The sequence below is a fragment of the Pseudoxanthomonas japonensis genome, assembly GCF_043632995.1.
Lineage (GTDB): Bacteria > Pseudomonadota > Gammaproteobacteria > Xanthomonadales > Xanthomonadaceae > Pseudoxanthomonas_A > Pseudoxanthomonas_A japonensis.
This window is the reverse complement of the sequence record NZ_CP171632.1, coordinates 58,761-79,050: the sequence shown is the minus strand read 5'-3', so window position 1 is coordinate 79,050 and position 20,290 is coordinate 58,761. Positions and strand designations below refer to the sequence as shown.

Here is a 20,290-nt window from a genome sequence, read left to right as displayed (position 1 = left end):
CGCTTACGGAGATCCCATGCGCCTGACCTGCCTGTCGCTCGCGTTGTCGCTGCTGGTGTCGCCCGTCTTCGCGCAGGATGCGTCGACTGCGGTGTCGCCGCCGATGGAAGACACCGGCACGCTGGCCGGCGCGCCCTACCGCATCGACATCCCGGCCGACTGGAACGGCGAACTCGTCGTGCTGGCGCACGGCTTCGAACCGGTCGGCGTACCCCGCGAAACACCGTGGCCGGCCGATCCCGCCACGTCGATGTTCACCTCCGGTGGCTATGCGGTGGCGCAGAGCGGCTACGCGACGCAGGGCTGGGCGGTGCGCGACGCCATCGCCGACAGCGAACGCCTGCGCGCGCATTTCGTGCAGCGGCATGGACAGCCGAAGAAGACGTGGATGGTCGGCATGTCGATGGGCGGCGGCATCGCCATCGCCAGCCTCGAACAGCAGACCGCGCACTACGACGGCGCGCTGTCGCTGTGCGGCGCCAACCTGCCGGGCGAGGTATTGGCCAACGAACTGTTCACCTCGCTGGTAGCGTTCGATACGCTGTTCCCGTCGCGCGACGGCGAGGCGTTGTCCCGTCTGTCCGATCCCGCGGCGCCGGTCCTCGACCAGGGCGCGGTGATGGACCGTGTCGACGCCGCCCTGCCGCGCGATCCTGCGGCGGCGCAGCGGCTAGCCGCCAAGCTGGAAGTGGCGGTCGACGCGCTTGCGGGCACGATCAGCCTGCACTACCTGGTCATCCGCGACCTGATGGCACGCGGCGGCGGCATGCCGGTGGACAACCGGCTGGTGCGCTACACCGGGTTCGGCGACGACGAAGCGTTCAACCGTCGCGTGCCGCGCTATGTCGGCGATGTGGCGGCGATGGACTATGTGGCCGCGGCGCCGGCGCTTTCAGGTCGGCCGCAGAAGCCGCTGGTGCTGCAGTACAACGCCGACGACCCAACCATCAATCCGCGCTTCCGCCCGCTGTATGCGCAGAAGGCGCAGGGTGCCGACGTCCGCCCATTGACGCTGCCGGACGTGCCCGGCGGCCATTGCCGGTTCTCGGAAGCGCAGGTTCGCGAGGCGTTCCGTGTGCTGACTCAGTGGGTGGAGACGGGGACGCGACCGGGCGGCTGATCGCAGCCTTCCCGCGCAGGTGAGTATTCGCACACCGGTCAGGCACGCCGACCGGTGTGCTGCCAACTTACTTCGCGTACTGAGTTGCTTCCCTGGCCGCACGATCGATCGTGTCGGCGACCACCTTGGGCTGCGTCATGAAGACGGCGTGGCTGCCGGAGACCTTGGTGATGCGGGCTTCGATGCGCTCGGCCATGTGGATCAGCATCGCCTGGTCGAAGGCCTTGTCTTCGGTGGCGATCACTGCCCAGCTGGGCTTGCTGCGCCACGCTGCGTTCGTCAGCACGGTGCCGAAGGCCGCCATGTTGATCGGCACCTGCGAGTCGCGCAGGAACGCTGCGTCGGCGTCGGTGGTGTCGTGCGCGAAGCCGGCCTTGAACTTCGCGGGGCTGATGAAACCGTAGCCATCGGCGCTGGTCTCGATGACGAACTCGGGCGTCGGCGCGAATCCGGTGTACTGCTGTGCCGTGGTTTCACCGGCATCCGGTGCCAGTGCCGACACATAGACCAGGCCGGCCACCTTGTCGTGCACGCCGGCCTCGGTGATGACCGTACCGCCCCAGGAGTGTCCGACCAGGATGGCGGGACCGTCCTGGCGGTCGAGCACGCGCCTGGTTGCGGCCACATCGTCGGCGAGCGAGGTCAGCGGGTTCTGCACGATCGACACGCGATAGCCGCGCGCGGTCAGGTCGTCGTACACGGGGCGCCAACCGGACCCGTCGGCGAAGGCGCCATGCACCAGCACGACGTTCTTCACCTGGCCGCTGTCGCGGGCAGCGTCGGTGGCATGGGTGGCGGGGGGCAGGCTGGCGGCCAGGGCGGCGGCGAGCAGGGCGGGGATGAGCTTGAACATGGTCGTTTCCTCGGGCGGTGGCGGTGGGTGCGGCGTCTTGGCCGGCAGGGCTACTTTGCCGCGGTCACCCGAACGATTGGTTGCGTCAAATCCTGAAAAGTTGATTTATCGTCCGTCGCCTGCCGGAACCTTCCTGGGCCTGCGTCAGCAGGCGGGCAGGTGCGGCGCGGGTCCGGGACGCACGGCCGACACAGCCGTTCGACCGAGCCGTTCGAGCGCTGGCGATGGTGGTATCGCCGGGCCCCGGTTTTCAGGAGGTCGCTCGGCGCTTGCCTGCCGTCGCCGGGTCTTGGTGCGAGAAGCGTGATGCTCTCCGGGAGGTCGAGTCGGAGGGCTGACGCTTCCTCGGGACGATCACGTCCGTCAGGAGGCGACGAGCGTCTGCGCCGCGCCGTTGCTGTCCCCGATCTCGCCGATCGTGGGGAGGTCGATGCCTTCGATGCAGGCGAGGTTGTAGCCGTACTCGGTGGGCACGCTGCGGCGCTGGTGGTGGGTGTAGATGCCGCACACGCTGCAGAACCAGTGTTTCGCGATCTTCGTGTTCCACTGGTAAAGGCTGAGCTTGTCTTCGCCGCGGGTGATGCGCAGGCGATCCAGGGTGACGCCGGCCATGATCGCGCCGCGACGACTGCACATGGAGCAGTTGCAGCGGCGGATGTTCTGGTGGCCGTCGATCAGGTCGACCTCGAACTCGACGGTCTTGCAGTGGCAGCTGCCCTTTACCGTGTGCATGTAATGCTCCCGGAAGTCCCGGCGCCAGGATGCGCGCGCGGCGCCTGCCCCATGGACTTGCCTATTTCTTCAGGCCCGCCACGACTTCGCGCACGCTGAGGCCCAGTTCGAGCTGGAGGCGGACGTACTCGCGCTCCTTGCGCGACAGGGCACGGCCCATCTCGATGCGCACGTCCTCGGCTTCCAGGATGCGCAGGATCCGCGGCATCGCCGAGCCGATGGCGTCCGGGCCGTAGCCCGCCTCGCGGAGGACGGAACTCAACATGGCTTCAATATCCATCGACGCACCGGGATCTCTCAAGGCGCTGCATTGTGCACCAGCAGGAAGGGGGCAGGGGCGCACCGGTGTGCACGGCCTTCATTCGTTCCCCGATGCGCAGGACGCGAACGCCCGGTGCCGCGTGGTGCGGCGGTCACGCGGCCGGCTCTCTCCATCGCGGGGCGGCTGGAGAATCGGATCTCGCCCGCGTCGCCCGGCGCGACGAACCGGCGAGAGCCACGGGCAATCGCTGGGTCGCCAGCCACGCATCCAGCTCCTGGCGCGGCATCGGCCGTGCGAACAGGTAGCCCTGGAAGTGGTCGCAGCCGAGTCGGATCAGCAGGTCGCGCTGGTCGATGGTTTCGACACCTTCGGTCAGCGCACTCATGCCCATGACATGCGAGATCTCGATGATCTTGCCGAGCAGCTGCTGGGCGCTTTCCTGCCGCGTCGCCTCGGCCAGGAACTGCCGATCGATCTTCAGCTTTCGGACCGGCAGCGTGCGCAACGTCGCCAACGAGGAGTAGCCCGTTCCAAAGTCGTCGAGCGCCCAGGAAACGCCCGTGGACTCCAGCTGTTCCATCCGCCTGACCACTGCCGCGGTATCGGCGGACAACGCGGATTCGGTCAGCTCGAACTCCAGCAATACCGGGTCGATGCCGGCGGCACGGATGATGGCGGACACCGACGATACCAGCGCCTCGTCCTGCAACTGCACGGGGCTGATGTTCACGGCCAGGCGAAGTGCCCGCGTCCGGGGGTCCGTCGACCAGTGCGCAAGCGTCTCGCAGGCCTGGCGCAGGACCTCCATTCCGATTTCGCGGATCAGCGTGCTTTCCTCCGCCAGGTGGATGAAGGCGTCGGGCGACAACAGTCTGCCGGAAGGGTGCCGCCAGCGGACCAGTGCCTCCGCACCGCTCACGATGCCGCTGCCGCGTACCTGCGGTTGGTAATGCACCTCGATTTCGCCATTGCGGACGGCCCGTCCCAGTTCGCGCTCCATCCTCAGCCGCCTTCCGCTGTCGATGCGGTAGATGGCGAAGATCGCGGCCAGCAGCAACATCGAAATCGTCGTATTCGCCCTGGCTCCCCATGCGCGCACCTCGACCGGCGGCGAGATGCCGGGTGCGAGCGAGTCCAGTGCGCCCACCGCGAAGGCGGCGAAAGCACCCAGGCACACCAGAGGGAAGACCAGCGTCCCGTAGCGCTCGCGCCGCTCGAAGGTGAACGCAGCCCCGGCAGCGAGCGGCAGCAGGAACAGGTGGGCCGAACGAGGAACCCAGGCGATGGGTGCGTCGATCAGCGCGATGGCGCAGATGACCGCGAGAATCCCGTGCGCAACGAGAAGGATCGATGCGCCGTCGCTGCGCTTGCTGCGGTGGACGGCGAGCACGCCCACGCCCGTCAAGCCCACGAAGACCCACGACAGTTCGTGGCGTCCGAAGTAGAGATAGCAGAGTGTCCACGCCAGCCCAAGGCTGATGCATGCGACGCCCGCCAGCGTCAGGATGGCCGCCACTTTGCCTCTTCGCGATTCGCCTTGCGCGCTCATCCTGAGCGCATGCGAGTGCGCCAGCGCCTCGTCTCCTGATCTTCTCGGCATTCGTCGAAGCACCTCATGTCACGACCGCTGCCGCGCCATCCGCGCAGCCTGGAGGTGCGCCGACGTGCTACGCGTTGGGAGGGAGCGGAAAGAGCGCTCGGCAGCGCCGTTGAGGAAAGGGTAACAAAGGATCGGACCGCACCCGTAATGTCATTTTTCTGACGCGGCCGTCGTCAATTTATCGTCGAGTTGCAGGCGATGCGGAACGCCGTGATCCGCATGTGCGCGTTGCGTGCGAGAACAACACCAGCCGTAAGCCACGCGCGATGACGTGATGGCCGGCTGTGCTGCACACGGTCGGTCCAACCATCCGCGGCGGCACGTCGATGGCATCGACGCATGTGCTGTCACCACGTTGCGGATCGTTGCGCATTCATGGGTGCGGACCACCACGCGATCCGCTGCAGGAGCGGATGCTGCCAATTACCGTTGGGCGGCAAAGCACTTCAGGCGCGCTTGCGTGCCGGCGTTGACGCGTTGGCGTGCGCGGAGTCTTTGCGACGCGCATCGAACGAAGGATCAAGCGTTCGAAGGCGTGGTAACGGAAGCGCAATCCGCAGGAACAGGATCAGCACGATGCGACAGCGCTGGTCGAAGGATCCAGGCCGGCACAACGACCGGAACGGTCAGCGGGCACTGCTGCAGTGAGACCGCAAGCGGGACCAGGCGCATTGATCCGTTCGCGAAGCGATGACGGAGAGCCCTGCAAGGGGCTCTCTTCGTTTGCAGCGTCTACTGTGTGCGGCGCGCAGGGCTCAGCGCCAGCTCGCCTTGCGAGAAGGCGGCGGCGGAGCGGGCGTAGGGTCGATCGTCGGCACCAGCAGCGACAGGCGCGCCTTGGCGTAGTCGCCGCTGCCTTCCACATCCAGCTTGCCGGCGCTGTTGGGATTGATCAGCGCCGTGTCGAGGAATACCTCCTCGCCGACCGCCACGCGGTGGCGCGCGCTGCACACCTTCGACGGCACCTGCAACACGCTGATGCCATCGCGCTGCCATTTGGTCTCCGGCGCCAGCCGCCGGACGATGGAACCGTCCACCCACACATCCACCGAATCCGATTGCACCGACCGGCACTTGCCGATTCCGACATCAAAGGTCATGCACCCTCCTACAGGGCGGTATGCGTCAACGTGAAATGGAAACCGCGTGCTTCCAGCAACGCACGCATGCGCTTCTCTGCCGGTACGCGATGGAATTGCCGACCCGCCCACAGCCCGAAACACGGGCGCTCGCTCGCCTGGTGCCCATGCGCCGATGGCCGTCGCGATACCGCGATGTCGGGCGACTCGCAGGCCGTCGCCCACATCGACCGCAGGTCGCCCGGACCGATGGACTGCTGCAACCCGAGATGGAGAATGAAGACCTGGACCTGCGAATTCGCCACCTACACCTCCTCGGCACGACACGGCGTCGCGTGGATGAAGCCGAGAGGAAGGGGATCGACCGGCGAAAGCGGCGGAAAAAGCTGCCCGTCAGCCAGGACAGGTATACGCCCTTGTGCCCCCGACCGCAAACGCATGGATCGGCATCACGTTATGCGCACGGCGTCACTGCGTGAAGGCAGGTTGCCGCAACCGCCACCCCAGCCCCGACCAGCGGCTCGCATGCCGCGACAGCGCGTCGCGGATCACCGGGTCGCTGCCGGCGACATGCAGCTCGCGTCGGGCGCGGGTGATGCCGGTGTAGACCAGTTCGCGCGACAACACGCGGTTGCCGCGGGCGGGCAGCAGCAGCCACACCGTATCGAACTCCGAGCCCTGCGCCTTGTGTACCGTCATCGCGAAGGCCGACTCGTGCGCGGGCAGCGCGGCGGGATGGAAGGCGCGCGGTTGCGCGGGATCTTCACCGGGGAACCATGCGACCAGCACACCATCCTCGTCGCGCAGGCAGAGGCCGATGTCACCGTTGAACAGGCGATGGCGGTAGCTGTTCTCGGTGACGATCAGCAGCTGGCCGTGGAAGTGGCCGGGTCCGCCGCGCGGCGTGCCGGCAGCGTTGTCCACCAGTAGGCGCTCGATGCGTGCGTTGAGGGTACGCGCGCCCTGCGGGCCCTCGCGCACGGCGGTGAGCAGGCGCAGGCGCGTGGATTGCGCGAGCGCATCGGCCGGCGTGGCCGCCTGCGTCAGCGATCGCCAGTGTGCGAGCAGTGCGTCGCGGCGCGCGTCGAGCGGATCGGCGAGGCCCTCGTGGAAGTGCACGTTCGACAGCGTGCCGCCGCGCAGCAGGTCGAGCGCGGTATCGGCATCGCCGTCGCGCACCGCGGCGGCGAGCGGCGCGAGTTGCAGCGCTTCGCTCTGGCGCCAGCCGCGCTGGAGGTGCACGCGGACGCCGGGGAATGTCGGGAGAGACGGCGCTGGGTCACCGCCTTCGCGGGGATGGCGGCCGGCGGGTTCGCCGAGCAGCGGATGCAGCGCGGCCGCGTCGTCGTGCGCGAGCGTGTCGCCATCGCCGGCAGCACCGAGGATCGCGGCCAGCACGTCGCCGGCTTCGACCGACGGCAGCTGGTCGGGATCGCCCAACAGCACCAGGCGCGTGCCGTCGGCGACGGCGTCGACCAGCTTCGCCATCAGCGGCAGGTCGATCATCGAGGCTTCGTCGACCACCACCACATCGAACGGCAACGGATTGTCGCGGTTGTGGCGGAAGCGCGGCGAGTCGGGAATCGTGCCGAGCAGGCGATGCAGGGTGGTGCCGGTGGCGGGCAATGTGGCGAGCAGGTCGGCGTCGATGCCGGCAGCGGCCAGCGCCTGCACGGCATGGCGCACGCTTTCCGCCATGCGTTCGGCGGCACGGCCGGTGGGTGCCGCCAGTGCGATGCGCGGCATGCCACGACCGGCGTGACGCGCCTGCGCTGCCAGCAACACCAGCAGGCGCGCGGTGGTGGTGGTCTTGCCGGTGCCGGGGCCACCGGTGACCAGCAGCAGTGCATGGCGCAACGCGAGCGCGGCCGCGCGTGCCTGATGGCCATCGTGCGCCGCCGGCGGGAACAGCGTGGCGAACAGCGGTGCGAACGGCTCGATGCCGGCATCCGTCACCGTGCCCGTCGCGATGCGCTGCAGGCCGAGTGCCAGCGCACGTTCGTATTCACGATAGCGGCGCAGGTAGAGCAGGTCGCCTTCCAGCACCAGTGGCGCATGCGGATCGGCCACGGCGTCGGCATCGCCTGGCGTGGCGACCCAGCGCGACGCAGCGATCTGCGCGCGCCAGTCGCCTTCGTCGGGCCAGACCGCCTCCAGGCTCGTATCGAGCAGCGCCTGCGACGATGCCAGCGACACGCCGGCATGGCCTTTGGCGACCGCCAGCGAGGCCAGCGCGGCGGCGGCGAGCACCGCGTCCGGCGTGTCGCGATCCAGCCGGCGGAGGCTCTGCGCGAGGGCATGGTCCAGCGTGCGCAGGTGGCCACCGCGATACAGCGCGTCGAGCAGGCTCATGCGGCGGCCTCCGTCGCGTGGCCGGCGAACAGCGCGTCGAGCGCATGCACCAGGTCCGGCGCGAAGCGCTGCGCATGCACGCCGGGCGAGGGCTGCTGCGCGAGATCCAGGCCGCGGCAGAACAGGTAGCGGATACCACCGAAGTCGCGTGCGTAGTCGTACGCATCGCCGAGCCGGAAGCGCAGCCAGCGGTGCAGGGCGAGCGTGTAGATCAGCGCCTGCAGGTCGTACTCGCTGTGTGCCATCGCCTGCTGCATGGCGACGGCGTCGTAGCCGGGCAGCTGGTTGGACTTGTAGTCGAGCACGTACCAGCGGCCCTCGTGCACGTAGGTGAGGTCGATCAGGCCGGTCATCAGCCCTTCCAGCCGCTGGCGCGCGCCGAACGCCGTGCGATGGCGCAGCAGGCCGTGGCGGTGCAGCAGCGTCAGCAGCGCCGGCACGCCAGTGGTCTGCATGGCGAAGTGGAATTCGATTTCCGCGCGGCGCTGGTCAGCCGGCACATCGGCCAGGCGCACGCCCTCGGGCAGCACGGTGCCGAGCGTGTGCCCGACCAGCGGCACCAGCACGTCCAGCCCGTCGGCGACCTCGGCCTCCGCGTAGCCGCCTTCGCGCAGGGCATCGGCGATGACGAGATCCTGCCCGTCGGGTGCGGCGTCGCCGGGCCGCCAGTCGCGCCATGCGGCGAAGTCGGCGTGTTCCAGCGCAGCGTGCATCACCACGCCGAAACGGCTGCCGGCGAAGCGCGGATCGATGACGGCAGGCACCGCAGCATCGCGCGGCGCCTCGTCGATGTCCGACGCCGGGGCTTCGTCCTCGCCGCCGGGATCGGCCTGCGTGGCCGCGGCCAGCGGATCGGCGCCACCGTCGGCATGCGCGAGCTGGGTGAAGCTGTAGACCCACCAGTCGGGTGCGATGCGGCGCGTGGCGCTGCGCGCGGGCGCCACGGCGCCCTCGCGTTCGGGCGGCAGGCGCAGCGGCGGCGCTTCGGCCGGGCCTTCGACGATGCGCACGTCGGCATGCGTGCCGAGCAGGGAGAGGTCGGCGATCAGCGGTGCGAGCCGGCTCTTGCCGAGATCGGCGACATCGCCGGCGGCGATCCACAGCGCATGCTCGGCGCGGGTCAGGCCTACGTAGAGCAGGCGTGCATCCTCGGCAATCGCCTCACGACGCGCGGCATCGCCGGCGGCCCTCCAGGCGGGATCGTCCTTGTCGAGCTTCCACTGCAGCACGCGCTGCGTGCCGTCGTGGACCACGCGATGGCGGCCGCTGTCGGGACGCGAGGTGCCCAGGCCCGCGAATGGCAGGTACACCAGCGGATATTCCAGACCCTTGCTCTTGTGCAGGGTGACGATCTGCACGCGCAGCGCGTCGGACTCCAGCCGCAGCAGCTGCGTTTCATCGTCGGCATCGGCGTCGGCCATGCGGGTCTGCAACCAGTCGAGCAGGCCGTGCAGGCCGAGCGTGCGCGCCGCGGCTTCCTGCAACTGCTCGCCGAGCTGCAGGTAGTTGGTCAGGCGGCGCTCGCCATCGAGCAGGCCCAGCAGCCGCTCGGCCTGCACGACGCACAGTTCGGACACCAGTGCGAACGGCCCGCCGCGCTGCCAGCGCTCGCGCCAGTGCAGCAGGCGCGACTGGTGCCGGCGTTGCGCCTCGCCATCCTCGTCCAGTGCGGCAAGCGCGGTCGCGTCTTCGCCCAGCAGCACGGTGGCGAGCGCGGCGCGCAACCGACCGTTGTCGGCGGGGTGCAGCAACGCCAGCAGCAGCGTGCGCAGTTCGGCGGCTTCAGGGCTGGCGAACAGGCTCTGCTTGCCGGCCGCCACCGCGGGCACGCCGGCGCGCGCGAGCGCCTGCTGCACACGCGTGGCCTCCTTGTGGTTGCGCACCAGCACGGCGATGTCGCCGGCGCGCACGGGACAGCCATCGATCCGCGCGCGGCCGGCACGCGCATCGGTCAGCACGCGATGGATGTCGGCCACGCAGGCGGCAGTCGCAGCCTCGCGCGAGCCGTCGGCGTCGAGCGCGCCGCCTGCCTCGTTGCGCAGCAGGCGCAGGGTCAGCGCGGGGGCGGCACCGTCATCCTGGCGATAGTCGTCATCGCCGCGCTTGCCACCGGGTTCGACCGGTTCGAAGCGGATGTCGGGATGCGCGAACGCTTCCTGCCCGGTCGCGGACGCACCTTCGTACAGCGCGCGCACCGCGCGCAGCACCGACGGCCGCGAGCGGAAGTTGTGCGCCAGCCGCGGCGCCTCGTCGGCCACGCCACGCGCGAGCAGATAGGTGGCGACATCGCCGCCGCGGAAGCCATAGATGGCCTGCTTGGGATCGCCGATCAGGAACAAGGCAGGCATCTCGCCCAGCGCGCGCACCTCATCGGAATCGCCGAACACGCGCGCGAAGATCCGCCACTGGCGCTCGTCGGTGTCCTGGAACTCGTCCACCAGCGCGACGTGGTACTGCGCGCGAAGCGCGGCGACCAGCGCCTGCCGGCGCGGACCGTCGAGTGCGATGGCAACACGTTCGATCAGGTCGTCGTAGGTCTGCACGCGGCGCGTGCGCTTGAGGTCGTCGAGCCGGCGACGGGCGTCGTCGCGCAGGCGGTGGAGCAGGCCGGCACGCAGGCGCAGCTGCAGCTGCTGCCAGGCGTCGTCGGCCTCGCACCAGTCGCGCCACGTATCGAACAGCGGCGAGACAGGCACGCGGGCATCGTTCGTGTCCTTGCAGAAGCCGCGCAATGCGTCCGGCAACAGCTTCTGCGCATGCGTCTTGTCGTTGCGCGGCCACTCGGCCAGCGCGGCGCCCGCCTGCAGTTCCTCGAACGCCTTGTCGAAGCTGGGGCGGCGCGCACGGCGGCCATCGAAGACCTTCTGGTCGAACGCGGCGGCGATGGCGGCCTGCGCATCAGCCAGGTGCAGGCCGATCGCATTCACCAGATGCGCGGCATGACCGGCACGGGTCGCCTGCACGGCGACCTGGCGTTCGCCGTCGTCGCCGGACGGCGCGGGCGGCAGCAGCGGCAACGGGCCGCACAGCGCGGGCAGGTCGTCGGCAAGCGCATCCGGACCGCCCCACAGGCCGGCCAGCGCATCGACCGTCGCCGGATCGGCGGCATACGTGCGCCACAGGTCGGCCGCGAGCTCCGCATGCAATGCCCGCGTATTGCCGAGCAACTCGCCGGCCTCGAATCCCTGCCCGGTCTCGAGCGCGTGTTCGCGCAGCACGCGCGCGCAGAAGCCGTGGATGGTGAAGATGGCGGCGAGGTCGGTTTCCTCGGCGGCGGTGCGCAGGCGGCGCGCGAGCTGCGCCGGTGTTTCCCCACCAGCGGCGAGGTGCCGATCGATGACGAAGCGCGTCAGCGCCACCTCGTGCCGCTCCTCGTCGCGCGGCCGCGTGTCGACCAGGTCGGCCGCCAGCGCCAGGCGTTCGCGGATACGCTTGCGCAGTTCCTGCGTGGCGGCCTCGGTGTAGGTCACCGCCAGCACCTCGCCCATGCGCAGCCGCTGCTCGACGATCAGGCGCGTGAACAGCGTGGCCAGCGTATACGTCTTGCCGGTGCCGGCGCTCGCCTCGATCAGCTGCACGCCATCGAGTGCGCGCGTCAGGTAGGGCTCGCCGGCGGGATCGAAGGTGCTCATGCGGCGTCCTCGGCGGATGCGCCATGCAGTGCGCCGTAGACACGCAGGCTGGTGTCGATGAAGTCCGCCATGCCTTCGTCGCTGGCGAGCGGGTCGCGGCCGCGGAACGCGAGCTGGATGGCTTCGCCCGTGCTTTCGCCCCAGCGGTAGTCGCCGGGATACCAGGCCTCGCGTGCCGCGGACTCGCGCAGTCCGGTCTCGGCGGTGTGGATCGCCCAGCCGGTGTTCGGTGCGAATGGCAGCGGCGCGCGCAGGCCATCGCGACGCACGGCGAGCAGCGCGCGCAACGCATCCTGTGCTTCCTCGATGGACCGTGCCGGAGTGACGTAGGCACGGATGCCCTCGTCGCCGTCGTAGATCTGCACCAGCGGGATCGACAGCCCGGCCGCATTGAGCAGAAGCGCGTCCAGGCCGTGGCGGATGACGGCCGGCCCGTTGAGCGCGCCGATCTGCACACGCGCCAGGCCATGCGGATAGACATCGGCGATGCGGCCGTGCACGCGGATGCCACCGATCGTCGCTTCGACGCGCGGCGCACCGAGGTCGTCGGCCGCGACCAGACCGCGCCATTCCACCTGCTCACGCCACTGCGGCTGCAGGCGTGCGTACTCTTCGGCTTCGTGCACCAGCAGCATCAGGCGACGCAGCTCAGCGTCCGGCCCCGGTGCGCGGCCATTTCCGCGTTGCCACGGAAACAGCCGGTGTTCCACCAGCCGTGCACGCAATGCGTCGGCGTCGATGGCCTCGCCCGCCAGTACTGCGGCGAGCACCGCCTGGCCATCCGGCTCGGTGAGCGCCTCATGCTGGCGATGGCGGCGGTCGTGGCTGATCCAGTCGGCGAACGCCTGCGCGTAAGGCTCGACCTCGGCGAACACGTGTTCGGCCGCGTGTTCGCCCAGCGGCCCGCTCGGCACCTGGCCGCGCGCGCGCAGCCGGGGGTAGAGCGCGGACGGTGTGCGTGCCTCCTGCGGGCGTGCGGTGTCGAGCAGCCAGTCGAACACGTCACGGCGCAGGCGTGCGCGGTCCCGGCCGCGCGCCGGTGCGACCAGCGGCTCGGTGTCCTCGGTGATATCGATCGGGTCGGGCAGGCGCAGGCCGAGGCGGTGCGCGAGGAAGGCGCCGGCCGGATCGAGCAGGAAGCGCCGCAGCGTGTCGAGCGGCAGGTCGTGTTCGTCTTCCGCTGCAGGCAACGGCGCATCCGCCCAGGGCGACAGCGCGGCGCGCGCGGCATCCACGCGGTCGGCGGCCGGACGCCAGGCGGCGCGGTAGCTGAAGCGGCGCGGTTCCTCGGCACTGCCGAACGCGGCCGGTGCGAACGGCTGCAGGGTATGGCGGACGACGAGCGCCGTCTTGGCGGCCGGATCGGCGTGGTAGCGCGCGGCGACGTCAAGCAGCTCGCTGACCAGCACCGACGGTTCGCGCACGCTGCCGTCGCGCGGGTCGGCACCCAGGTAACTGACGTAGAACACGTCCTGCGCGGCGGCGAACAGCTGCAGGAACAGGAAGCGGTCGTCCTCGCGCGTGGAACGGTCGCCGGGCTTGCGCCGGCCGGCATGCAGCTCGGCGGTGAGCTTGTTGAGGCCGGCGGCGGGATCGCGGCGCGGGAAGTCGCCGTCGTTCATGCCGAGCAGGCAGATGGCGCGGAACGGCAGCAGCCGCATCGGCACCATCCGACCCACGCTGATGCCGCCAGTCAGCAGCGGCGCGCGCGTGTCGGCCTGCGACAGCTGGTCGGCGAAGTGCGCGCGCACCACCTCGGGCGGCACGCCGCCGTCGTAGCCGGCCGTCTCCGCATCGCGGGCGAAACGGTCGATCAGCGTGCGCAGGCGGTCCAGCGTGCGTTGCGCGCGCGACGCGGCAGGCTGCTCCGGCAGCAACACGGCCAGCAGGTGCAGCAGGCGTTCGCGCCACTGCGCCGGCGTGGCCGCTTCGCCGAGCACGCGGCGCTGGCGTGCCAGGTCGCGCAGCAGGCGGACGAGCGTGTCGAGCGCATCGAGCGCGCCGCCTTCCAGTTCCGGCCACGGCGCGACGCCGGCGATCATCCCGTCCGCGCCGCTGGCATGGCCCAGCAGCAGGCGATCGAGCGCGAACTGCCAGGTGTAGGCGTCGTCGGCCGGCGCATCGGACGCGGCGCGGTGGCTGGCATCCAGGCCCCAGCGTGCGCCGGCCTCGCGCAGCCAGCCATGCAGGCGGTCGATGGCATCGGTGTCGAGGCCCGCCGCTTCGGCCACCGGTGCGCTGGCGAGCAGGTCCAGCACCTCGTCCAGGCCGAAGCGCGACAGCGGCAGGTCGAGCAGGCGCAGGAATACCTCGGCCAGCGGCTCGCTCGCCAGCGGGCTGGTGTCGGCCAGCGCCCACGGCAATGCATCGTCGTGGCCGCTGCCGCCGAACACGGCATCGAGATACGGCACGTAGGGATCGATGTCGGGCGCGAGCACGGCGATCTCGCGCGGCTGCAGCGGCGGATCGAAGCGCGGGTCTTCCAGCAGCGCGCGCAGCTGGTCGTGCAGCACCTGCAGTTCGCGCAGGCGCGTGTGGCAGGCATGCACCTGCAGGCTTGGATCGTCGAGGTCGGGCGCCTGGCGCGGCGGCGGCGATTCAGGCGCGCGGCGGTGGAAGAGGTCCGACTGCAGCCGGCGCAACACCGTATCCGGACCGTCAGTGGCGAGCGGATCGGCGTAGACATCGATCTCGGCGCGTGGATGCACCACTTCGTAGTCGCCGAGCAACGCCATGAAGTCGCGACCGGCCGCGCCCCAGGCCTGCAGCAGCGGATTCTCCTGCACGTCGTCGGCGAACAGCTCGGCCTGGCCTTCGCGGCGGCGCTCGCGCAGCGTCTGCAGGTCGCCCCAGTAGCCCTGCGCGGGCGTCGGCAGATAGAAGTGCAGCGTGCCGACGCGCGCCTGCGTGGCCAGCACGCGCAGCACGTCGGGCGAGATGTTGAGCGTGGCGAAGACCAGCAGCCGCGTCGGCAGGCCCTGCGGCAGCGGGCCGTCGTCGCGGCCGAAGCGCGCGAGGTAGGCGTCGATGCGGCGCGCGCGGTAGTCGCGGCCGGCAGCGACGGCACGCCACAGCCGTGCCTGTGGATCGTCGCGGTCGGCGCCGGCTTCCCAGCGCAGCAGCCAGTCGCGGCGCCACGCCTGGTACTTCTCGTACACGCCGGCCAGCTCGCCGGCCAGCCGCCACGGCTTCAACGGATCGCCATCGGCCATCCAGCCCTCGAGCGTGGCCAACGCGGGATCGCGGCGCAGCGACGGGTCGTCGAGCGCTGCGTACAGGCGCCACTGCAGCGAGGCGGCATCGAGATCGTCGTCGCCGGCGGGCCCGAGGTTGGCATCCAGCGCGCGCGCGACGAATTCGCCGGGGGTGAGGAATTCCAGGTTCGCGGCGATGCCGTACTTCGTCGCCAGCGTGGCCTGCAGCCAGCGGCGCATGGCGACCTGCGGGATCAGCACGATGTCCGGCGCCAGCAGCGCCTGCCCCGGCGCCGGCCGGCGCAGTTCGTCCGCCAGCAGCGCGGCCAGCAACTCGAGCGCGTTGGACGGATACAGGCGGAAGTCGGGCAGCGGGGCGGCAGGCATCGCGCCATCTTGCCGCAGCCCTGTCGCGAATGCCGAGACATCGCCGTGGAAGCTCGCGCTTAAGACGTTCTTAAAGTGGGTCGGCCAGCATGCATACGTCGAACGTGGCGCCACGGAAGCGCATGGACGTGCGGATCTGCGCACGTCCATGCGCGACACCTCGGTCCGATGCCACAATAATCAAACTGCGCGGTACGGTTTATGTTCAGCCGCTGGCCGCGAAGCTACGCCGTTGTTTTTCCGTTAACCCGCCGCCCTCCTCCGCAGATCCGCTCGCCGACGACGCCCATGACGCCTGCCGACGCCCCTGCCGTGCACCTGTCCGGACTCCGCCTTGATCGCGGCGGCCGCACGATCCTGCGCGGCATCGACCTGACCGTGCCGCGCGGCAGCATCGCCGCCGTGCTCGGTCCGTCCGGCAGCGGCAAGTCGACCATGCTGGCCGCGCTGACCGGCGAGCTTCCGCCGGCGGCGGGCGCGGTGGAGGTGTTCGGCCAGCCCGTGCCCCACCGCAGCCGCGCGCTGCTGGAGATGCGCAAGGGCATCGGCGTGCTGCTGCAGGGCAACGGCCTACTGACCGACCTGACGGTGGCCGAGAACGTGGCGCTGCCGCTGCGCACGCATACGAAGCTGCCGGATGCACTGATCCGCCGGCTGGTCGAACTCAAGTTGAACGCGGTCGGCCTGCGCGCCGCTGCCGATGCGTATCCGCGCGAGCTGTCCGGCGGCATGGCCCGCCGCGTGGCGCTGGCCCGCGCGCTGGCGCTGGACCCGCCGCTGATGATCTACGACGAGCCGCTGACCGGGCTGGACCCGATCGCCTCGGGCGTGATCATGAGCCTGATCCAGCGCCTCAACGACACGCTCGGACTGACCAGCATCATCGTCACCCACCACGTGCACGAGACGCTGCCGATCGCCGACCAGGCGGTGGTGATCGCCAACGGTGGACTGGTGTTCTCCGGCACGCCGTCCGAACTGGAGGGCTCCGCGGATCCTCTTGTGAAGCAGTTCCTGCGCGGCGAGCCGGATGGCCCGATCGCGTTCGATGCGGTGAAGCGCGGGGAGGCCGCCTGATGCTGCCCTTCGCAACGCGGGTTACCTCGCTCATCATCCCGGCGAACGCCGGGATCCATCCTGATTCTTCTGGTGAGGCCCGGCGCAACCGCAACGGCCACATGGATCCCGGCATTCGCCGGGATGACGGACGAAGCGCAATCGCTGACGTTTACGGGGAAGCCGCCTGATGGCCTTCGTTTCCGCCACCCGTTCGCTGGGCCGTGCCGGGCTGTTCTCGCTGTCCGTGCTGCGGGCCTCGACGCCGACCCGCGACTTCTTCGCCGAACTGACCCGCGAGATCTACAAGATCGGCGGGCGCTCGCTGCCGATCATCGCCGTGGGCGGCGCGTTCGTGGGCCTGGTGCTGACGCTGCAGGGCTACCGCACGCTGACCACGTTCGGCGCCAGCGATGCGCTGTCCACGCTGCTGGGCCTGTCGCTGTACCGCGAACTGGGTCCTGTGCTGACCGCGCTGCTGTTCATCGGCCGCGCCGGCAGCTCCATCGCCGCCGAGCTGGGCCTGATGCGCGCCACCGACCAGATCAAGGCGCTCGAACTGATGGCCATCGACCCGGTCGCGAAGGCCGTGGCGCCGCGCTTCTGGGCGGCGGTGCTGACGGTGCCGCTGCTGACCGGTTTCTTCTGTTCGCTGGCGATCAGCGCCAGCTATTTCGAGGCCGTGCACGTGCTTGGCCTCGACAACGGCACGTTCTGGTCGGCGCTGCAGAACAGCGTGGATTTCTGGGACGACTTCGGCGTGGCGCTGCTGAAGTCGGCCGTGTTCGGCGGTACCGCCGCGCTGGTGGCGGCCTACGTGGGCTTCCACGCCGAGCCGACCATCGAGGGCACCTCGGTCGCCACCACCCGCGCGGTGGTGAACGCCTCGCTGCTGGTGCTGATGTTCAATTTCGCCATGTCTGCATTGCTGTTCAGGAGCTGACCCCATGTCCGTCCGTGGACCCCGCCTCGAATTCGCCGTCGGTGCCTTCCTGCTGCTGGCCCTGGCCTCGCTGCTGGTGCTGGCGCTGGCTTCCACCAACAAGCGCTTCGGCGTGGGCGGCGGCAGCTACGAGCTGACCGCGCGCTTCTCCAACCTCGGCCAGCTGCGCAAGCAGGCGCCGGTGAAGATCGGCGGCGTGGTGATCGGGCAGGTGTCCGACATCCGGCTGGATCCGGTGAAGTTCGACTCGCTGGTCACCCTGTCCATCGACAGCCAGTACAAGGACCTGCCGGCCGACACCGCCGCCGGCATCTTCACCAGCGGTCTGCTCGGCGAGAACTATGTCGGGCTGTCGCCGGGCGGCGACCCCGAGGTGCTGAAGCCGGGCGAAGAGATCGCCTTCACCCAGCCGGCGGTGGACCTGCTGCAGCTGGCCGGCAAGTACATGTTCAGCGGCGGTGCCAACAATGCCGACGCAGGCTCCGGGGAGACCCCGGCCAGCGGCGAGACCGCCGCTCCCCCCGTTAAGGAAGAACCCACGCCATGAAGACGCTCAAGCCCTCCCTCCTTTCCGTCGTGCTGTCGGCGGCGCTGCTGGCATCCGCGCCGGTCGTCGTGTTCGCACAGGCGGCCGCACCGGCCGCCGCTGCCAAGCAGAACACCGCCAGCCAGGTTGTGCTGGCCAGCAGCACGCGCATCCTGACCACGCTCGACCAGCGTCGTGCCGAGTTCAAGTCGAACCCGGCCGCACTGCGCCAGTTCGTCACCACCGAGTTCAACACGCTGTTCGACGGCGACTACGCCGCCCGGCTGGTGCTGGGCGTGCACGGTCGTGGTGCGTCCGATGCCGACGTGAAGCTGTTCGGCCAGGCCCTGACCGAGCGCCTGCTGTCCGCCTATGGCGCGCGCCTGGCGGACTTCAACGCACGCCTGAAGGTGCGGGTGAAGTCCGAAACCCCGCTGCCCGGTGGCCGCGGCGTGAAGGTCGACACCGAGTTCGTGCAGGCCGACCAGACGGTCACCCCGATCACCTTCTATGCGCGCAACGTGGGCGGCCAGTGGAAGGTGTTCGACGTGCTGCCGGAAGGCGTGTCCTTCGTGCAGACGTTCAAGACCCAGTTCGACACGCCGCTGCGGCAGAAGTCCATCGCCCAGGTGGCGGCGGACCTGAAGTCCGGCAAGCTGCAGGTCAACGGCAGTGCCGGCGGCAACTGACGCCAGCCTCCGTCGGGAGGGCGACGCGCTCCTGTTCACGGGCGCGCTCGACCGTGCGGCGGCCGCCACGCTGTGGCCGCAGGCTTCGGCGCAGCTGGCGGGTGCGCAACGCATTGTCCTGACCAACGTCACTACCGTCGACAGTGCCGGGCTGGCAATGTTGGCGGAGTTGGCCGCGCGGCTGCGCGCCGCCGGCACCGCTCCCCGCTTCGAAGGACAGCCTCCGGGTCTCGCCGACCTGCAGGCCGCCTACCGTTTGACGCCGGAACTGGATTTCCCGGCGTAACCCCACCCCCGCCGTTTCCCAGGAATCAGGATGAATCTGTTCCGCCTCAGCACCGTGGTCCTGCTGGCCGCCCTGGCGACCGCATGCGCATCGGCGCCCAAGCCGTCGGCGGATGCGCCGGCCGAGGCCGTCGTGATCGACAGCACCGCCACCGCCGCGGCGCCGTTGCCGCCCGAACCCCCGATCGACCCGGCGAGCATCGATGCCCCCGCTTCGGCCACGGACGTCGCCACCGCGTCGGAAGGCGAGGACGATTTCGCCGCAATCTACGGCCAGGGCGCCTACGACCCGGTCGCCGATCCCAATCTGCCTCCGCCGGCACAGTCGCCCGTCGCCTACGACCCGTGGGAGAAGTTCAACCGCAAGGTGCACGCGTTCAACAACGCGGTCGACCGCGCGGTCGCACGGCCGCTGGCACGGGCCTATGTCGCCGCCGTGCCGCGTCCCGTACGACTGGGCGTCGGCAACTTCTTCGACAACCTGCGCCAGCCGCTGACGATGGTGAACCAGCTGCTGCAGGGACGTCCGCGCGATGCCACGCAGACGTTCGGGCGCTTCCTGCTGAACTCGACGGTGGGCATCGGCGGCATCTTCGATCCCGCCAGCGACCTGAAGATGAAGCGCCGCAGCGAGGACTTCGGACAGACGCTGGGCACCTGGGGCTGGCGGCGTTCGCGCTACGTGGAACTGCCGTTCTTCGGCCCGCGTACGGTACGCGACGTGCTCGGCCTGGCTGGCGACATGCCGCTCAGTCCGACCCGCTACGTCGAAGACGACAAGACGCGGATCTTCCTGCAGGGCCTGAACCTGGTCGACACGCGCGCGCAACTGCTGTCGCTCGACAGCCTGCGCGAAGGCGCGGTGGACGACTACGCGCTGGTCCGCGATTCGTGGTTGCAGCGCCGCAACTACCAGATCGAGAGCCACCGCAGCACGAAGCCATCCACCGAAGACGAGCTGCCTGAGTATCTGCAGGACGAGAACACCCCGACCGTGCCGGCCGACGCCATGCCGATGCCGGAGATCAACGGGGGCTGATCCCGTCTGATCGTCGCGATACGGAAAAGCCGGCGCATGCGCCGGCTTTTTCTTTGTGCCTCCAGGAGGCGATGTGGCCCGCCGCAACGCGGCGCCCTGGAAGGGATCAGTCGACGCAGATCGTGCCCTGGGCCACGCCGCCATCGATGCGCTGGCGGCAGCCGAAGTTCTGGCTGACGTCGCGCTGGCACGTCCCCGTGGCCTTCGCGCCCGGCGCCCGTTCCGTGTCGCCGCTGGCCAGGCACTGGCCGGTGCAGTCGGCCTTGCTGCTGCAGGTCTTGCCGGCGTCGGCGTAGGCCACCACGCACTGCTCGCGCTGCAGACGGCCCAGCGGCTGCATCTGGCCACCGGAGGCAGCGCACTGCGCCGCGTCGGTCGTTGCATCGGCCGCAGGAGGGGCTGTCGCGGGTGCGGTGGTGGTGGTGGTGCAGCCGGCGAGCACCAGCCATGCGGACAGGGTCAGGGCGAAGCGCATGAGAATTCCTGCAGGTGAAGGAGGTAGGACGATGGAAGGCCACGCTGTGGGCCTGACGCCCATTGT

18 protein-coding genes are annotated in these 20,290 nt (G+C 69.9%); 8 read left to right on the top strand and 10 right to left on the bottom strand.

Translation table 11 applies throughout. The features are described from left to right. Window positions 1-16: 16 nt before the first annotated feature. A complete protein-coding gene (locus ACGHX3_RS00345) occupies window positions 17-1,120 on the top strand; it encodes a hypothetical protein (RefSeq protein WP_394695982.1) in 1,104 nt (367 codons plus the stop codon). Between the two features lie 67 nt (window positions 1,121-1,187). Here ACGHX3_RS00345 and ACGHX3_RS00340 read toward each other — a convergent pair whose 3' ends face one another. The 9 genes from ACGHX3_RS00340 to recC form a co-directional block, all read right to left on the bottom strand. Next, the gene (locus ACGHX3_RS00340; RefSeq protein WP_394695981.1) at window positions 1,188-1,973 is read right to left on the bottom strand and encodes an alpha/beta fold hydrolase; all 786 of its coding nucleotides are present in this window, start codon (window positions 1,971-1,973) and stop codon (window positions 1,188-1,190) included. 363 nt (window positions 1,974-2,336) lie between these two features. Further along, entirely contained in the window at window positions 2,337-2,705 is a 369-nt protein-coding gene (locus tag ACGHX3_RS00335; RefSeq protein ID WP_394695980.1) for a GFA family protein, read from the bottom strand. Between the two features lie 61 nt (window positions 2,706-2,766). Next, on the bottom strand, window positions 2,767-2,970 hold the full coding sequence (locus ACGHX3_RS00330) for a polyprenyl synthetase (protein ID WP_238391125.1): 204 nt from the start codon (window positions 2,968-2,970) through the stop codon (window positions 2,767-2,769). A 148-nt stretch (window positions 2,971-3,118) separates the two neighbouring features. Then, on the bottom strand, window positions 3,119-4,363 hold the full coding sequence (locus ACGHX3_RS00325; protein WP_394695979.1) for an EAL domain-containing protein: 1,245 nt from the start codon (window positions 4,361-4,363) through the stop codon (window positions 3,119-3,121). A gap of 959 nt (window positions 4,364-5,322) precedes the next feature. Continuing rightward, a complete protein-coding gene (locus tag ACGHX3_RS00320; RefSeq protein WP_162336105.1) occupies window positions 5,323-5,667 on the bottom strand; it encodes a hypothetical protein in 345 nt (114 codons plus the stop codon). Window positions 5,668-5,675: 8 nt separating this feature from the next. Next, entirely contained in the window at window positions 5,676-5,951 is a 276-nt protein-coding gene (locus tag ACGHX3_RS00315; RefSeq protein WP_162336106.1) for a hypothetical protein, read from the bottom strand. A 163-nt stretch (window positions 5,952-6,114) separates the two neighbouring features. Continuing rightward, window positions 6,115-7,998, bottom strand: a complete 1,884-nt coding sequence (gene recD / locus ACGHX3_RS00310; RefSeq protein ID WP_394695978.1) for an exodeoxyribonuclease V subunit alpha — start codon at window positions 7,996-7,998, stop codon at window positions 6,115-6,117. Continuing rightward, entirely contained in the window at window positions 7,995-11,630 is a 3,636-nt protein-coding gene (locus ACGHX3_RS00305) for a UvrD-helicase domain-containing protein (RefSeq protein WP_394695977.1), read from the bottom strand. Before ACGHX3_RS00305 ends, recD begins: the two co-directional genes overlap by 4 nt. Beyond that, window positions 11,627-15,211: an exodeoxyribonuclease V subunit gamma gene (recC, locus tag ACGHX3_RS00300; protein WP_394695976.1), complete on the bottom strand. Its 3,585-nt coding sequence runs from the start codon at window positions 15,209-15,211 to the stop codon at window positions 11,627-11,629. Before recC ends, ACGHX3_RS00305 begins: the two co-directional genes overlap by 4 nt. 288 nt (window positions 15,212-15,499) lie before the next feature. On the opposite strand from recC, the gene ACGHX3_RS00295 reads away from it, so the two are divergent. The 7 genes from ACGHX3_RS00295 to ACGHX3_RS00265 are packed head-to-tail and all read left to right on the top strand — an operon-like array spanning window position 15,500 to window position 19,749. Then, the gene (locus ACGHX3_RS00295) at window positions 15,500-16,288 is read left to right on the top strand and encodes an ABC transporter ATP-binding protein (protein ID WP_394695975.1); all 789 of its coding nucleotides are present in this window, start codon (window positions 15,500-15,502) and stop codon (window positions 16,286-16,288) included. Then, window positions 16,288-16,458 carry a hypothetical protein gene (locus ACGHX3_RS00290; RefSeq protein WP_394695974.1) on the top strand — a complete coding sequence of 57 codons (171 nt, stop codon included), beginning with the start codon at window positions 16,288-16,290 and terminating at the stop codon, window positions 16,456-16,458. The genes ACGHX3_RS00295 and ACGHX3_RS00290 overlap by 1 nt, the downstream gene beginning before the upstream one ends. Then, window positions 16,458-17,210 carry an MlaE family lipid ABC transporter permease subunit gene (locus ACGHX3_RS00285; RefSeq protein WP_394695973.1) on the top strand — a complete coding sequence of 251 codons (753 nt, stop codon included), beginning with the start codon at window positions 16,458-16,460 and terminating at the stop codon, window positions 17,208-17,210. The genes ACGHX3_RS00290 and ACGHX3_RS00285 overlap by 1 nt, the downstream gene beginning before the upstream one ends. 4 nt (window positions 17,211-17,214) lie before the next feature. After that, window positions 17,215-17,757 (top strand): outer membrane lipid asymmetry maintenance protein MlaD, encoded by a 543-nt coding sequence (mlaD, locus tag ACGHX3_RS00280; RefSeq protein WP_162336112.1) that lies wholly within the window; start codon window positions 17,215-17,217, stop codon window positions 17,755-17,757. Continuing rightward, complete coding sequence (locus tag ACGHX3_RS00275) at window positions 17,754-18,425, top strand: phospholipid-binding protein MlaC (RefSeq protein ID WP_162336113.1); 672 nt, start codon at window positions 17,754-17,756, stop codon at window positions 18,423-18,425. Before mlaD ends, ACGHX3_RS00275 begins: the two co-directional genes overlap by 4 nt. Beyond that, window positions 18,409-18,711 (top strand): lipid asymmetry maintenance protein MlaB, encoded by a 303-nt coding sequence (locus ACGHX3_RS00270; RefSeq protein WP_394695972.1) that lies wholly within the window; start codon window positions 18,409-18,411, stop codon window positions 18,709-18,711. The genes ACGHX3_RS00275 and ACGHX3_RS00270 overlap by 17 nt, the downstream gene beginning before the upstream one ends. Window positions 18,712-18,741: 30 nt before the next feature. Next, window positions 18,742-19,749: a VacJ family lipoprotein gene (locus ACGHX3_RS00265; protein WP_162336115.1), complete on the top strand. Its 1,008-nt coding sequence runs from the start codon at window positions 18,742-18,744 to the stop codon at window positions 19,747-19,749. 106 nt (window positions 19,750-19,855) lie between these two features. On the opposite strand, the gene ACGHX3_RS00260 is transcribed toward ACGHX3_RS00265, so the two are convergent. Continuing rightward, window positions 19,856-20,224 (bottom strand): hypothetical protein, encoded by a 369-nt coding sequence (locus ACGHX3_RS00260; RefSeq protein ID WP_394695971.1) that lies wholly within the window; start codon window positions 20,222-20,224, stop codon window positions 19,856-19,858. Window positions 20,225-20,290 lie beyond the last annotated feature (66 nt).